Origin of the sequence: Streptomyces sp. NPDC048604 (assembly GCF_043199435.1) — a bacterium.
GTDB lineage: Bacteria > Actinomycetota > Actinomycetes > Streptomycetales > Streptomycetaceae > Streptomyces.
In genome coordinates, this window is the sequence record NZ_JBICVX010000026.1 from 21,105 (window position 1) to 34,703 (window position 13,599).

Genomic DNA, 13,599 nt, shown 5'->3' on the forward strand with positions numbered 1-13,599 from the left:
CGCTGCTGGAGTACTAACTGATCATTTCAGAATGAGGTTCGGAGGCGTCGCAAGCAGATGATGCTGCATGCGAGTTGGAGCAGTCCGAGTGGAGGTCGGCTCGTATCTCGTAGCGGATCCGTAGACGTTTGAACTGGTGGAGCCAAGCGAAGGTTCGCTCGACGACCCATCTGGTCTTGCCCAGGCCGGATCCGTGGGCGGTGCCCTTGGGGGCGATCTTCGGCGTGATGCCACGCGCGTGGAGCAGACGCCGGTACTTGTCGTAGTCGTAGCCGCGGTCGGCGAACAGCCGCCGTGGTCGGTGACGGGGCCGGCCGACCAGGCCGCGGATGCGGGGGATCGTGTCCAGCAGCGGCATGAGCTGGGTGACGTCGTGACGGTTTCCGCTGGTCAGCGACACTGCGAGAGGTGTTCCGTGACGGTCGGTGATCAGGTGGTGCTTGCTGCCAGGTCGGGCGCGGTCGACCGGCGAAGGTCCGGTGTGAGCCTCCCTTTGAGGGCCCGGACGTGCGAGCTGTCGATCGCGGCGTCGTCCATGTCCAGCAGGCCGGCTCTGCGGAGTTCCGCGAGGAGGATCTCGTGCAGGCGGGGCCAGACGCCGGCCTCGGTCCAGTCCCGCAGGCGCCGCCAACACGTCACCCCACTGCAGCCGATCGTCTCTGTTGGCACGTCCGCCCAGGTCACGCCCGTGCGCAGGACGTAGACGATTCCGCGCGGAGCCGCACGGTCATCCGCCGGCAGCCGGCCCGGATACCGCCGACGCCGCGGCGGACGAGGTGGGAGCAACGGGGCGGCACGATCCCACAGATCATCCGGCACAAGATCATCCGGCACCTGCAGAACTCTGCCGCCCACAATCTCAACTGCCAAGTCCCTGAGTGAAATTCATTCTGAAATGATCAGTAAGACGGTGTCTCGATTGGCGATCGGGCTGCGATTACAACTCACGCCACTCGACAGGTCTGCCCGCCTGGATGACGTTGCGCACGAGGGCCCACGCGGGATCGGCAGCGAGGGCGCAGTCGCCGCCGAAGAGCCAGGTCGTCCATGATCGGCACTTGCACGACAGCATCCGCTGCGGCAGTGCCATGGCCGACGCTGATGGCGCCGAGAACGAGGCACGGTTCCTGGACCGCTCGGGGACGCGGGCGTGGGCGGTCGAAGCATGCGTCAACTGACCCGAAGTCCGACCGCCAGCGTCAGTTCAAGGACCCGGTGTGGCAACGCGAGATCCGGAAACAGCTCCCGCAGCTGCGACATCCGGTACCGGACTGTCTGGGGATGGACGAACAACGCCGCCGCCACCTCGTCCCGCCTGCCCTGGTGCAGCAGCCACGCCCGCAACGTCTCCTCCAGCCGCCGTGCGGTCGCGACAGGCAAGGTCCGCAACGGTGCGAGGGCTCGGGCGCGCAGGTCTGCGAACGCGTCCACGTCGGCGCTCAGTACCAGCTCGGGCAGGTGGTCCTCGGTGTCGCTGATATCAGAGGAGAGGGAGCGCGCGCGTAGGGCTCGTGCGTACGAGGCGGACGCACGAGTCCATGGCCGGGCCGGGCCGACCACGGCGGTGCGGTCGGTTAGCTGCCGCAAGAGATGTGATCGGTCGGCATCGGGGACGAGCAGCACACCGGTGGCGTCCGGTAGATCGTCGAGGACGAGGGTGCTCGGGTCGAGCGTGCGGTAGGCAGGCCGGGCCTGGGCGGCGGGCAGCAGAACCGCCGTCAGCGAAACCGGAGGCTGCCACCCGGCCCGTTGAACAGAGGCCAGCAGCACGTCCGGGCTCGCGCCGGCGAGGAGGTCGCGGGCCAGGTGTTCCAGGTGGCGCTCCTGGGCCCTGCCCCGGGCGGCCAGTTCGTCGGCGTGGCCCGCGGCGCTCGCGGCGGAGAGCTCGTCGATGTAGGCGAAGGTCAGCTCGGCGAACTTGGCGACCTCGGCGGCGGGCAGACCTGCGGGTACGGCACCCGCTGCCAGGCATCGCCAGGCCACGCGGGCGCCGACGCGGTAGGCGCTGAGCAGGGCGTCCATCGAACGACCGCTCCGCACCTCGCCGCGGCCCAGCTCGTAGGCGGCGTCACCGGCGTCGCCGCCTGTGGCGTTCCCGCTCGCGAGGTCCAGGTAGTGCCCCAGGGCGGTGCGGACGGCTCGGCGGATGGTGCCGCCCATGCGGCCCGAAAGTGCGTTGGCGTAGGGAGGGACCTCGTCGATGATCGCCTGGACGACCTCGTCGGCGGTGGTCTTCAGCGCGGCCCGAAGTGCGGTGACCGTCGTCTCATCGAGGGCCAGTTCGCTGGCCCTCCGGATTGCATGGCTCACGTTTTTGTTCCCTGCGAACAATTCAGCCGACCGGATTTACGTCCTGCGGTCAGGACTTTACGCCTTGAGGCGCAGCAAGCTGGAGTCATGACGAGCGCAGCCCTCCGCAGCAGGGCGTGGAAACTGCTGGAGATGGTCACGACGCCGCTGCTGCCGTCGGACTACCTCGACCTGGTCAGCCCGCTGCGTGCAGGCGCTGACCTGCGTGGGCGCATCGAGGCCGTGCACCCCGAGACGGGTGACGCCGCGACTATCGTGATCAGGCCGGGACGGGGCTGGCGCGGCCACACAGCCGGTCAGTACGTGCGGATCGGGGTCGACGTCGACGGGGTTCGCCTGTGGCGTGCCTACTCCATCACCTCGCCGACAAACCGCCAGGACGGCCGCGTCACGATCACCGTGAAGGCGATCCCGGACGGCAAGGTCAGCAACCACCTGGTCCGCAGGGCTAAACCGGGCACGCTGATCCAGCTCGACCAGCCGACCGGTGACTTCGTGTTGCCGCAGGCCAAGCCCGCCAAGGTGCTCTACCTGACGGCCGGCAGCGGCATCACGCCCGTGATGGGCATGCTGCGCGACATCGAGTTCGACGACGTCGTCATGGTCCACTGCGCGCCACAGCCGCAAGACGTGATCTTCCGCAACGAACTGCACGACCTGGTCGCGGACAAGAAGCTGCGGCTCACCGAGGTGCACACCGACACAGACGGCATGCTCGACATCGCCCGTCTCGACGAACTCGTGCCCGACTGGGCCGAGCGCGAGACCTGGGCCTGTGGGCCCGCGGGCCTGCTCGACGCCGCCGAAGAGCACTGGCGCGGACACGGCGTACAAGAGCGCCTGCACACCGAACGCTTCCGCCCCAGCATCGTCGTCGCCGGCGACGGGGGCGAGGTCACGTTCAGCGCCACCGGCAAGACCGTCGACGCGGACGGCGCCACGCCGTTGCTGGACATCGGCGAGGAGGCCGGCGTACTCATGCCCTCCGGGTGCCGCATGGGCATCTGCTTCGGCTGCATCACGCCGCTCAAGGCGGGCGCCGTCCGCGACCTGCGCACCGGCGAGATCACCGAGGCCGAACCGGGCGTCCTCATCCAGACCTGCGTGTCCGCCGCGGCGGGCCCCTGCGACATCGAACGGTAGGAGCACCTTGACCGCCATCGACCCCACCGCCCACCTGACCGCGGAGCAGATCGAGGAGCTCGGCCGCGAGCTGGACGCGATCCGCGACGAGGTGATCGCCAGCCGCGGCGAGAAGGACGCCGCCTACATCCGTAAGGTCATCTCGGCGCAGCGCAAGCTCGAACTGGTCAGCAGGGGCGTGCTGCTGTTCTCGATCTTCCCGCCCGCCTGGCTGCTCGGCACCGCGGGCCTGTCCGTGGCGAAGATCATGGACAACATGGAGATCGGCCACAACGTCCTGCACGGCCAGTGGGACTGGATGCGAGACCCGAAGATTCACTCCACCACCTGGGAGTGGGACCACGCCTCACCGTCCGAGCAGTGGAAGCACTCGCACAACGAGCTGCACCATACGTACACGAACGTGATCGGCAAGGACAACGACCTCGGCTACGGCATCATGCGCGTCGACGAGGACCAGAAGTGGCACCCGTTCCACCTCGGCCAGCCGCTGTGGAACTTCATCAACGCCTGCTTCTTCGAGTACGGCATCGCAGCGTACGACCTGGAGCTCGGCAAGAACCTGCACAAGCGCCGCCGCAAGAACCCGGAGTTCCGCGCGCAGGCCAGGGCCGTGGGCCGCAAGATCCGCAGGCAGGTGCTCAAGGACTACGTGATCCACCCGCTGCTGTCGGGCCCTTCGTTCCTCACCACGCTCGCCGCCACGTTCACCGCGAACCTGGTCCGCAACATCTGGTCCCACTCGGTGATCATGTGCGGACACTTTCCCGAGGGCGTGCAGGTCTTCGAGCGCCGGTCGATCAAGGGCGAGACGCGCGGCCAGTGGTACCTACGCCAGATGATGGGCTCGGCGAACATCAGCGGCAGCAGGGCCATGCACTTCATGACCGGCAACCTGTCGCACCAGATCGAGCACCACCTGTTCCCGGACCTGCCGAGCAACCGGTACGCCGAGGTCGCGGTGAAGGTGCGCGCGCTGTTCGAAAAGTACGAGCTGGAGTACGTCACCGGGCCGCTGCCCAAGCAGGTGTTCTCCGCTTGGCGCAAGGTCTTCCGGCTCTCGCTGCCGAACAAGAAGCCCAAGGCCAAGACGCCGGACCGCGAGCAGGAGCTCGTCGCGGCCTGATTCCCGGTCTTGGTTCAGATCTTTCGGCCGTACCGGCGGCACCGCCGGGTTCGGTGAGATCCGTTGCGGACCGTGGGCGGCCGCGACATCAGACCATACGACACGGGATCCGGTCAGCCCGGTGTCCGGCTGCGCTGCCTGGACGTGCGCCAGGAACTCGGTAAACAGCCCCCGGCGACTGGCCGACAGCCGCACCATCGTCACCCAGCTGCTCCCTGCCGCGCTCGCCCTGGCTCATACGGACTGACCCATGGCCAACGATCGCACCCATCAGCGCGGGTTCGTCGCTCGTTGGGGGTGCACCCCGTGGTGGCTCCCGAGCGGCGATCCCCGCCCCCGCTTCGCATCGGTGGATGCGGATCATGTTCGTCAGCTGCGCAGTGGTGATCCTCGGCGGCCTCGCCTACTTCACAGCGATCGGGCTGCAGTGCCGATGACGCACGGCGGTGGTGCCCCGCCTGCGCCTCGCCGACGGCAGCCCGCCCCGCTCGGCGGCCGATCAGGAGAAGAAGATTAGGGATCGCCTGGACGCAGTCGTGGGCGAGCGGTGGTCGGCCGCCCGCGCTCGGGGCGGGGCCACGGGCGGCCGGTCCTTCTGGCTCCGTCCTGTCGGATGCCGTGTTCCGACCGTACGCGGGGTGGGCCGGAGAGGCCTGCGGCAAGGCGCTGTTCGTGCGGCGCGGGTGACCGGACCAGGCATGTGGCGGAACCGCTCTCGCGCGGCCGTCCCGGCTGGCTGCGGGCGGCGCACAGTGGGGTCGCGGATGTCGAGCAGACCGCCGATAACGTGTGCGGTCTCAGAGGTGGCCGTCCAGGAATTCCCGGACCTCGGCGGTGGTCATGGGTCCCGTGCCGTGCGCCACCGCCTCGCCATCCTTCAGCAGGACGTATGACGGGGCTCCGGTGACCCGGTATCGCGCGGTAGCGGCCGGGCAGCGCGTAATGTCGGTGCGGACGACCGTCAGGCGGCCCATGTACTCGTCGGCGATGCTACCCACGACGAGGTCCATCGCCCGGCAGGGCTCGATGGCCTTGGGCCACGTCCCAGTGAAGTAAGCGAGGACCGGAACTTCGCTCTTCCCCAGGATGAAATCGAACTCCGCATCCTCACGGGGTTGGTGAACCCACTTCGCCATGGAAGCTCCTGACCTCATTGCTCCGTCTTTCCAACCCCATCATCCCCGGCGCGGCCGCGACCCGGGCCTGTGGCTGCTTGGGTGGCCCTGCCCCCGTTGGGGGCTGGTACCTCCAGGACCGCGAGAGACCAAGCCCGGGCCGGCGGCGCTGCCCGCCGACTTCGAGGGGCTCTTCGCCCAGCACAAGGCCGCGTTCCTGCGAACCGCGTTCCTGCGGCTGCGTGACCGCCGCGACGCCGAGGACGCGCTGATGGACGCGGCGGTGGCGATGTTCAAGAAGTGGGAGCGGACGACCGCGTATGAGGTGCCGGTCACCGGCGCCGGTGCCGGAGCCCGCCGAGGCCGTCCCCTACCCGGGCGGTCCGGACCCCGGCCTGGAGGCCGCAGAAACCCAAGGGGGAACCTCTCAGCGCAGGCCGCGAAGGTGCTCACCACGCTGCCCGAGTACGCCGAGCAGATCGTCTGGGACGCCTCGACGCTGCTGCCGCCGGCCCGTGGGGCTTCCCGGAGTGGGACGCTGGCGACCCCGAGGGCGAGGACGGGTCCAGCCACCGAAGGACTCGTTGGAGGCGATGGCGACGCCATTCTTCTCCTCGCGTTCGGTCAGGACCCCCACCGGCGAACCCCTCTCAAGTCTTCACACAGGCCTCCTGACGATCGACCCGAGTGAGCGCGACGGTGCGGATACGTGGCGTTAGGTCACTGGGCAACGCTGAGTGGAACGCGTGTATGGATCCTCATCAACGGCGACGGCCACGGTTGCTGAAAGCGCCGGAAGGAGCGATGGCGGGTCGTTTGCCCCCGGTCGGGATCGGGAGCAGGGTGGACACACCGGCTGCTGCCGGTACCGCGACACCCGGTCCCGGCAGCCGGAGGCGGAGCGAGGAGGAGAGACCGATGACCGCACCGAAGTCCGGCCCGGAAGCCGTGCCCGTCGTACGCCGCCAGGGCGAGTCCGACAGTGTGTTCTGGGAGCCGAGTGAGCGCTGGGTGCGCGCGACGGCGGGGGACGTCACGGTCGTGGACAGTCGTAGGCCGGTTCTCGTGTGGGAGCCCGGCCGCCCCGTCCCCCTCTACGCCTTCCCGACCGGGGACGTCCGGACGGACCTGCTGCGGCGAACGGAGCGGCCCGCCAGCCGGCGGCGTCACGCGGGAGCGACGGTCTTCTACGACCTCGTGCTCCCCGACCGGACCGTCGGGGCAGCGGCCTGGACCTACCCCGGAGAGGATCTGGCCGGCCACATCAGCTTCGAATGGTTCGGGCGCGAGGCTCTCGACCACTGGTACGAGGAAGACGAAGAGATCTTCGTGCACCCCCGCGACCCGCACAAGCGGGTGGACGCCCTGCCCAGCAGTCGACATGTCCAGGTCGAGATCGAGGGTACGGTCGTCGCGGACACGCACACGCCGGTTCTGCTGTTCGAGACGGGTCTGCCGGTGCGCTTCTACTTTCCGCGGGAGGACGTCCGCCTCGACCTCTTCATCCGTACCGACGGGCGCACCCGCTGTCCGTACAAGGGTGTGGCGAGCGAGTACTGGTCCTGGGCCGGCGACGCCGACGTGCGGCCCGACATCGCCTGGAGCTACCCCGATCCCCTGCCTTCGGTAGGGATCATCAAGGACCGGGTGGCCTTCTACGACGAGTCCGTCGACGTCGTAGTAGACGGAGTGCGGCGGGAGCGGCCGGTCACATTCTTCAGCCGGCCGCCGCGGTAGGGCCTCGCCCCACCGCACGGTGACATCCGGCGGGCGCCCTGTGCCCGAGGCCTCGGCGAGTGCCCTACCGGTTCCCTCCCCCTCGCCGTTTGCCAGGCATGCGGTGGCCAGCTCACGCTGATCAGCGTGAGCTGCGCTCGACGTACCTGTCTGCCTCACCCCGGGGTGCCATCTGGTCTCGAGCGGCGAAAAACGAGAAGTCCCCACGTAGGGGAGCCACAAGAACAAGGACCGGACGGATGCGGGTCGGCTGACTCCCTGCCTCGTGGGGGACTGCTGCGAGCTCGCGGAGGAACCGTGAAAAGTGTTGCCGGTCAGCGAATCTGCGCAGCATCACTTGGCCTACATCGAAGCCTGAACGACAAACGTAGAGCACCCCGGACCCGATGGGTTCGGGGCGCTGCTGCGTCCGCTGCACGGTTCGGCGAGGTTGCCGGGGCAGGGAGTGTTGTTCGGTGTTCGGGTTCCGGTTCCGTGGTGCCTGTGGCGACTGCTACGGTCGTCCGCATGTGTTCCGTCATCCACAACTGGCAGGCCCTGCGCACCCGGTCGACGCGCTGACCGCGGTGTCGGCCGTCGCCGACACCGGGCCACACGTCCACCGTTCACCTCAGGATGACGAGGATCTTCACCATGCGCGCAGACTCGCGCCCCACTTTCGTACTCGTTCACGGCGGCTCCAGCAACGCCCGGGCCTGGGGCCCGTTGCAGAACGAGCTGGCCTTGCTCGGGTACCGTTCACACGCCATCGACCTGCCCGGTCACGGCGACCTCGCCGACACCCCAGCCGCCTACTACCAGCAACCCCAGGACGTCACGGCACTCGCCGCCGCGCCTTCCGCGATGCGCGGTGTCACGTTGAACGACAACGTGGACCACGTGCTGGACACTCTGCGGCGGCTCGCCGCGTCGGGGCCGATCGTCCTGGTCGGCAACAGCCTCGGCGGTCTGACGATCAGCGCCGTCGCCAACGCCGCACCGGAGCTGCTCGACCGGGTGGTCTACCTCTCCGCGCTCTGCCTCAGCGATCCGGCCATGCTCACCGAGGCGTGGGACGTGGTCGACGACAACCTGCTGGACACCGCAGTGGCCCGGATCGCTGTGCCGGGCGTACGCGATCCGGGCGTGGTTCGGCTGAACTGGCGGGCCGCCCACGCCGACCCGGACACCTTCGCCGCGTTGAAGGCCGCCGTCATGGCCGACTCGACGGACCACCAGTTCCGGCTGCTGCTCGACTCTCTTGACCCGGACGAGACCTACGCGGCGATGGAGCCGGGTGCGTTGGTCCGGGCCGACGCGTGGGGGCGAGTGCCGCACACGTACGTCCGGCTCTCCGCCGACCGAAGCCTTCCCCCGGCGGTCCAGGACCACATGATCCGCACGGCGGACGCGCTGACCCCGCATCATCCCTTCGACGTGCACACCCTCGAAGCCTCGCACGTCGGCTACTTCAGCCGGCCGCAGGTCTTCGCGGAGCTCCTGACCAGTATTGTCTGAGGCGCCCCCGCACCCCGGGCGACCCGGGGTGCGGGGCACACACCCTGGTAAGCCGTCGGCCAGACATCGCCGCAGGCAGCCCCGGGATCGGCCTACGAAGGCGACATAGACGACGCCGGCCCAGGTCTTCACGTGGGTGAAGTCCGCGACCCGGCAGCGGTTCGGGGCGCCGGCGACGAAGTCCCGCTCCAGCAGGTCCGGGGCCCGCTCGGCCTGTCCGCCGGGAAGTGTGGTGATCACACGTCTGCCGCGGACCGCCCCGGTGATGCCGAGCTCGCGCATCAGGCGCTCGACGGTGCAGCGGGCCACGGTCTGGCCCTGCCGGTTCAGCTCTCTCCAGATCTTCCTCGCCCCGTAGACGCGGTAGTTGGAGTCGTAGACGTGCTGGATCAGGTCTTTCAGCTCGCCGTCCCGCACGGTCCTGGCGGACGGCGCGGCCTGTCGCTTGTGGTGGGCGTAGTAGGTGGAGGGGGCAATCGGGCACGCGTGCGCGGTCAGCACGCGGCAGATCGGCTCGACACCGCCGAAGCGGCCCTTGTGCTCGTCGATGAACGCTACGAGCGTGCGTGTGGCCGGTCGAGCTCGGCCGCGAAGAAAGACGCCGTGGCCTTCAAGATCTCGTTCGCCCGCTTGAGCTCGGCGTTCTCCTTCTTCAGGCGCTTGAGCTCGGCCGATTCCTCGGTGGTCACGCCAGGACGCACGCCGGCGTCGACCTGGTCCTGCCGCACCCACTTCCGGAGGGTCTCGGTGGTGCCGATGCCGTCTGGGCGACCGCTTTCATCGCGGCCCACTCGGTGTCGTAATCCGGCCGCACCTCGGCGACCATCCGCACCGCACGACGGCGCAGCTCAAGCGGGTACTGGGAAGGACGTGCCATGACTCGATCCTCTCAAATGATCGAGTCCCTACCGAACCCGGAACGGTTCACATCCTCCTGCGGGACCTGCTCACTCACCCACATCAGGAGTTCTACGGAGTGGAGGTCACCACACGCACCGGGCTCGAACCAGGCACTCTCTATCCCCAGCTCAAGCGGCTCGAACGCGCGGGGTGGCTCACCAGTCGCCTCGAAGACGACACTGCCTGGATGAACAGAGCCACCCCAGGCCGCGGCCCTGGCAGGCGCCGCACCTTCTACACGCTCACCGCCGAGGGCCACCGCGCTGCCCGCCACGAGTTCCAAAACCGCACTCCAACCTGAAGAACTGTGAAGCTGGCCGACGTCGAGCGGCGGACGGCCATAGCTGCGCTTGGCCGATCGGACCGCAGTACGCCCGGTCAACCGCGACCTGCCGGACGTGGAAAAGCCCTCGCCCGACCAAGCGCCAATCCGGCACCCTCCCTCCATGACCACGCCGTCCTTCATCCCCGGACTGGAACTATCCCGCCGCTTCTACCTCGAAGCCGTACGGCCTTTGCTGGACGAGGCCGCCCCCGGGGTTACGCACTCCGCTGCCCGCCTCGGCAGCGGCTCGGAAGTCCTCGGATTCGACACCGCCCGCTCCGCCGACCACGAGTGGGGGCCCCGCCTGCAAATCTTCCTGCACCCGCAGGACGTCACCGACCACGGCGCGAGGGTCACAGCACTGCTCTCCGAACACCTGCCGAAGACCTTCCTCGGCTCCCCACGCACTTCGCCCATACCGGAGAAGCGGGCATCGGGGTCATGCAGACAACGGATGGACCAGTCCACCACCGAGTCGAAGTCACTGACCCGGGCGCCTGGTTCACCGCGCACCTGGGCTTCGACCCGCGCAAGGACATCACCCTGGCGGACTGGCTCGCCACCCCCACTCAGCGCCTCGCCGAGGCCACCGCCGGCGCCGTCTTCCACGACGGACTCGACCAACTCGCACCAGCCCGCTCCAACCTCGACTGGTATCCCCACGACCTCTGGCTCTACCTACTCGCCTGCCAGTGGCAGCGTCTCTCCCAAGAGGAAGCCTTCGTCGGCCGCTGCGGCGAAGTGGGCGACGAACTTGGCTCCGCTGTCGTCGCCGCCCGCCTGGTGCGCGACCTGATGCGGCTCTGCCTGCTCATGGAGCGCCGCTATCCGCCCTACAGCAAATGGCTCGGCAGCGCCTTCGCCCGCACTTCCCATGCGGCCACCCTCACCCCGATGCTCACCACAGCCCTCACCGCCGCCGACTGGCACACCCGCGAGCACCACTTGGCCCGCGCCTACGAGGCTGTCGCGGCCGCACACAACCAGCTCGGACTCACCGACCCTGTCGACCCCGCCACGCGGGCCTACCACACCAGACCCTTTCAGGTCCTGCACGCCGAACGCTTCTGCGCGGCGCTCACCACCCGCATCACCGACCCGGACATCCGCTCCCTGCCCACGATCGGCACCGTCGACCAATTCATCGACAGCACCGACGTCCTCAGCCACCCGGAACTGACGCGCGCGGCCACCTACGCAACAGCCTGCTCTCCCGCCTGAGACATCCGTCTCAAAGCAATGGCGGGAGAGAGCGAAGCGGCCCGACAACCGACGACGTCAATCTCTGCGCGGCGTGGGAGCCGAGACTTCACGCCGCCAGAATGCGACAGATCGTCCGGACAAAGCCCCGACAAGAAGCCTGGACAGCACTCCGAAGTCCCAGGTCACCTTGGCATCGAACGACAGATCAATTCGGAACCTACATCCGGTCTGATGTCGGATCATGGACGGTCTCCGGCGTCCCGGCAGGTCTCCTCCGGGAACGGGGCGCCCTCCGGCGGGCAGATACGGATCACGCTCGTCGGCCGCCTGGTCGTGCTCCTCGCCGGCCGTCGGCACCGACTCCCACCGCCTCGCCACCACCCGCGCCCGCGCCGAACAACAGGCCACCGCCGGCTGACCGCCCACGCAGTCACAAAGGGCGGCGTCGGCCGTGCTCATCGGGCTCCTCCAGCGGGGGCGCCGGCGGGCACCAGCCACAGCACCCTCGGGGCAGGGCCGCACGATCCCGTACAGTGTCCGCTGTTTGTCGGCCACGTGGACCGGAACACCGCGGGCTCCCGGACCTGGAACGGCTCGGTGATCAAGGGTTACGCCATCCACGTCGCCGACAAGACCTGCATGCCCAGGCCGGGCCAGACGGCGGTCGAGCACACGGAACTGTTCATCCACAGCAAGATGACCAGGACCGGCGGCCAGGGCAGGGACACCGCGGGCGACAACAGCGACGGCTGGGAGAACGCAGGCGACTACAAGTCCCTGGGGTGCATCAAGCTCACGCCGGCCGACGTCAAGGACCTGTTCAAGCACCTCGACCGGGCCGGCTGAGGGGCCGGCCCGCTCGGCGGGGTGGTCATTCTGGAGGTGTGGGTGTCGAGTCGGCCGCGCGGTTCCTCCACTGCTTCACGCACCGGCGCCAGGTGCCGGCGGCCACGGCCAGGAGGATGACGGCGACGATGTTGCCGACGACGTCGTGCACGAAGAAGGAGACGACGGCGTCCGTCTGCCGTGGCGTCAGGAGGGTTGCAGAGTTGAGCTTCATGGGGACTTGGGCGGTTGCTTCGAGGTTCGTCATGCCTTCAGCAGACTGCCTGCACCACCCGGACTCCCAGTGATCTGGATGACCCCGGAAACACCCGGACGCTGCAGGTCGGGAGTGGTATGAACGCGGCTGCCGTCGAACGGGCACAGTCGTTCGGGAACGTTCGACGACATTCGCGTCCGTTCAGGCAGAGGCTCCTCTACCGTTGAACGCCACGCCATGACATGAGGCAGGGGAGAGGGCCGTGACACAGGCAGAGGCCGAGGTGGACCCGGGGGACACCGAGGCCATGGCTGCGTACGAGGAGGCGCTGCGGTCGTTCGCTTTCGACCTGAACAAGCTGCACATCCAGTTCGGCGCTCCCTCCTACTCGCAGATCGTCGCCGCCTCGGTCCGGCCCAAGCTCACCAAGGCCGGCGTGAACGAGGCGCTCTGCGGCAAACGCCTGCCTTCCCGTGAGTCGCTGCTCGAGTTCGTACGTGTCGTGAGCAGCCCGGCGGCCCCGAAGACGGGGGCGCCGGCTGGTCACGGCGCCAGCCGTCGGCTCATGGACCATTGGCGTGAGCGGTGGGCAGAGGTCAAGCTCCTGCAGCGGCAGGCCCAGGCACCCTGGAAGCGCCTGCGGAACACGGCGAAGGGAGTGCTGGAGCAGGCTCTCGGCGAGGCCGAGGGCGTTCGCCGCGCAGTTCATGAGGAAGCCGATCGGGTGCGCACCGACGCGCGGGCGGAAGCCGGCGACATCCTTCAAGCGGCGCACGACGAAGCGGCCCGGATCATCGGCACAGCCGTCCTGCGCGCCGGCAGTATCGATGCCGTGCAGGTGGACGCTTCCGATCTCTCCCCTGAGCGGAAGCAGGACGGCGCAGCTCCACCCGCCGTCCTTCTCGACTGGGCCTGTCCGCCGCCCTTTTGGTTCGCGGTGCCGCAGGCCCGCCCCTTGATGCCTGAAGACGGCGGCACGGAGCCACTCGCCGAGCTCGTCCCCGGCACCTGGTACCTGGCGATCGAGCGGCGCGGGCGCGAACTCGTCGCTCGAACCGAGGACGTCAGGCGAGGCATTCTCCACGACACGTCCGGGCTGCAGCCCGGCTGAGCCGGGTCGGCGGGAAGGGACCCTGGCCACGCCACACCGCCGGCGCCGGCAGCGGCGACGCCGTCGCCGCCTCCAGCGCCTGCTGACCGA

The 13,599-nt window shown here is 68.8% G+C and carries 10 protein-coding genes and 3 pseudogenes; 8 read left to right on the top strand and 5 right to left on the bottom strand.

Annotation, left to right across the window (positions count from 1 at the left end; all coding sequences use genetic code 11):
• Nucleotides 1-26: 26 nt before the first annotated feature.
• Both ACGFMM_RS34405 and ACGFMM_RS34410 read right to left on the bottom strand, forming a co-directional pair.
• A pseudogene (locus ACGFMM_RS34405) lies at nucleotides 27-834 on the bottom strand (IS5 family transposase).
• Between the two features lie 336 nt (nucleotides 835-1,170).
• On the bottom strand, nucleotides 1,171-2,310 hold the full coding sequence (locus ACGFMM_RS34410) for a PucR family transcriptional regulator (RefSeq protein ID WP_393650446.1): 1,140 nt from the start codon (nucleotides 2,308-2,310) through the stop codon (nucleotides 1,171-1,173).
• A gap of 87 nt (nucleotides 2,311-2,397) precedes the next feature.
• On the opposite strand from ACGFMM_RS34410, the gene ACGFMM_RS34415 reads away from it, so the two are divergent.
• Nucleotides 2,398-3,453: a ferredoxin reductase gene (locus ACGFMM_RS34415; protein WP_393650447.1), complete on the top strand. Its 1,056-nt coding sequence runs from the start codon at nucleotides 2,398-2,400 to the stop codon at nucleotides 3,451-3,453.
• Nucleotides 3,454-3,460: 7 nt separating this feature from the next.
• Nucleotides 3,461-4,579, top strand: coding sequence for a fatty acid desaturase family protein (locus ACGFMM_RS34420; protein ID WP_393650448.1), 1,119 nt, complete (start codon nucleotides 3,461-3,463; stop codon nucleotides 4,577-4,579).
• A 797-nt stretch (nucleotides 4,580-5,376) separates the two neighbouring features.
• On the opposite strand, the gene ACGFMM_RS34425 is transcribed toward ACGFMM_RS34420, so the two are convergent.
• Complete coding sequence (locus tag ACGFMM_RS34425) at nucleotides 5,377-5,715, bottom strand: thioredoxin family protein (RefSeq protein WP_393650449.1); 339 nt, start codon at nucleotides 5,713-5,715, stop codon at nucleotides 5,377-5,379.
• An 897-nt stretch (nucleotides 5,716-6,612) separates the two neighbouring features.
• Here ACGFMM_RS34425 and ACGFMM_RS34430 point away from each other — a divergent pair.
• A complete protein-coding gene (locus ACGFMM_RS34430; RefSeq protein ID WP_393650450.1) occupies nucleotides 6,613-7,431 on the top strand; it encodes a DUF427 domain-containing protein in 819 nt (272 codons plus the stop codon).
• A gap of 633 nt (nucleotides 7,432-8,064) precedes the next feature.
• Nucleotides 8,065-8,928, top strand: coding sequence for an alpha/beta hydrolase (locus ACGFMM_RS34435; protein ID WP_393650451.1), 864 nt, complete (start codon nucleotides 8,065-8,067; stop codon nucleotides 8,926-8,928).
• A 93-nt stretch (nucleotides 8,929-9,021) separates the two neighbouring features.
• Here the strand turns inward: ACGFMM_RS34435 and ACGFMM_RS34440 are convergent.
• Nucleotides 9,022-9,805: pseudogene (locus ACGFMM_RS34440) on the bottom strand (IS3 family transposase); the annotation flags it as partial.
• A gap of 99 nt (nucleotides 9,806-9,904) precedes the next feature.
• Here ACGFMM_RS34440 and ACGFMM_RS34445 point away from each other — a divergent pair.
• The 3 genes and pseudogenes from ACGFMM_RS34445 to ACGFMM_RS34455 all read left to right on the top strand — a co-directional run bounded on the left by ACGFMM_RS34445 (nucleotide 9,905) and on the right by ACGFMM_RS34455 (nucleotide 12,202).
• On the top strand, nucleotides 9,905-10,129 hold the full coding sequence (locus tag ACGFMM_RS34445; RefSeq protein WP_393650472.1) for a PadR family transcriptional regulator: 225 nt from the start codon (nucleotides 9,905-9,907) through the stop codon (nucleotides 10,127-10,129).
• A 145-nt stretch (nucleotides 10,130-10,274) separates the two neighbouring features.
• Nucleotides 10,275-11,374, top strand: a pseudogene (locus ACGFMM_RS34450) (DUF4037 domain-containing protein).
• Nucleotides 11,375-11,911: 537 nt separating this feature from the next.
• Nucleotides 11,912-12,202: a hypothetical protein gene (locus ACGFMM_RS34455; protein ID WP_393650452.1), complete on the top strand. Its 291-nt coding sequence runs from the start codon at nucleotides 11,912-11,914 to the stop codon at nucleotides 12,200-12,202.
• Nucleotides 12,203-12,227: 25 nt separating this feature from the next.
• Here the strand turns inward: ACGFMM_RS34455 and ACGFMM_RS34460 are convergent, their stop codons facing one another.
• Nucleotides 12,228-12,449, bottom strand: coding sequence for a hypothetical protein (locus ACGFMM_RS34460; RefSeq protein ID WP_393650453.1), 222 nt, complete (start codon nucleotides 12,447-12,449; stop codon nucleotides 12,228-12,230).
• Nucleotides 12,450-12,660: 211 nt separating this feature from the next.
• On the opposite strand from ACGFMM_RS34460, the gene ACGFMM_RS34465 reads away from it, so the two are divergent.
• Nucleotides 12,661-13,509, top strand: a complete 849-nt coding sequence (locus ACGFMM_RS34465) for a hypothetical protein (protein WP_393650454.1) — start codon at nucleotides 12,661-12,663, stop codon at nucleotides 13,507-13,509.
• The last annotated feature ends 90 nt before the right edge of the window (nucleotides 13,510-13,599 follow it).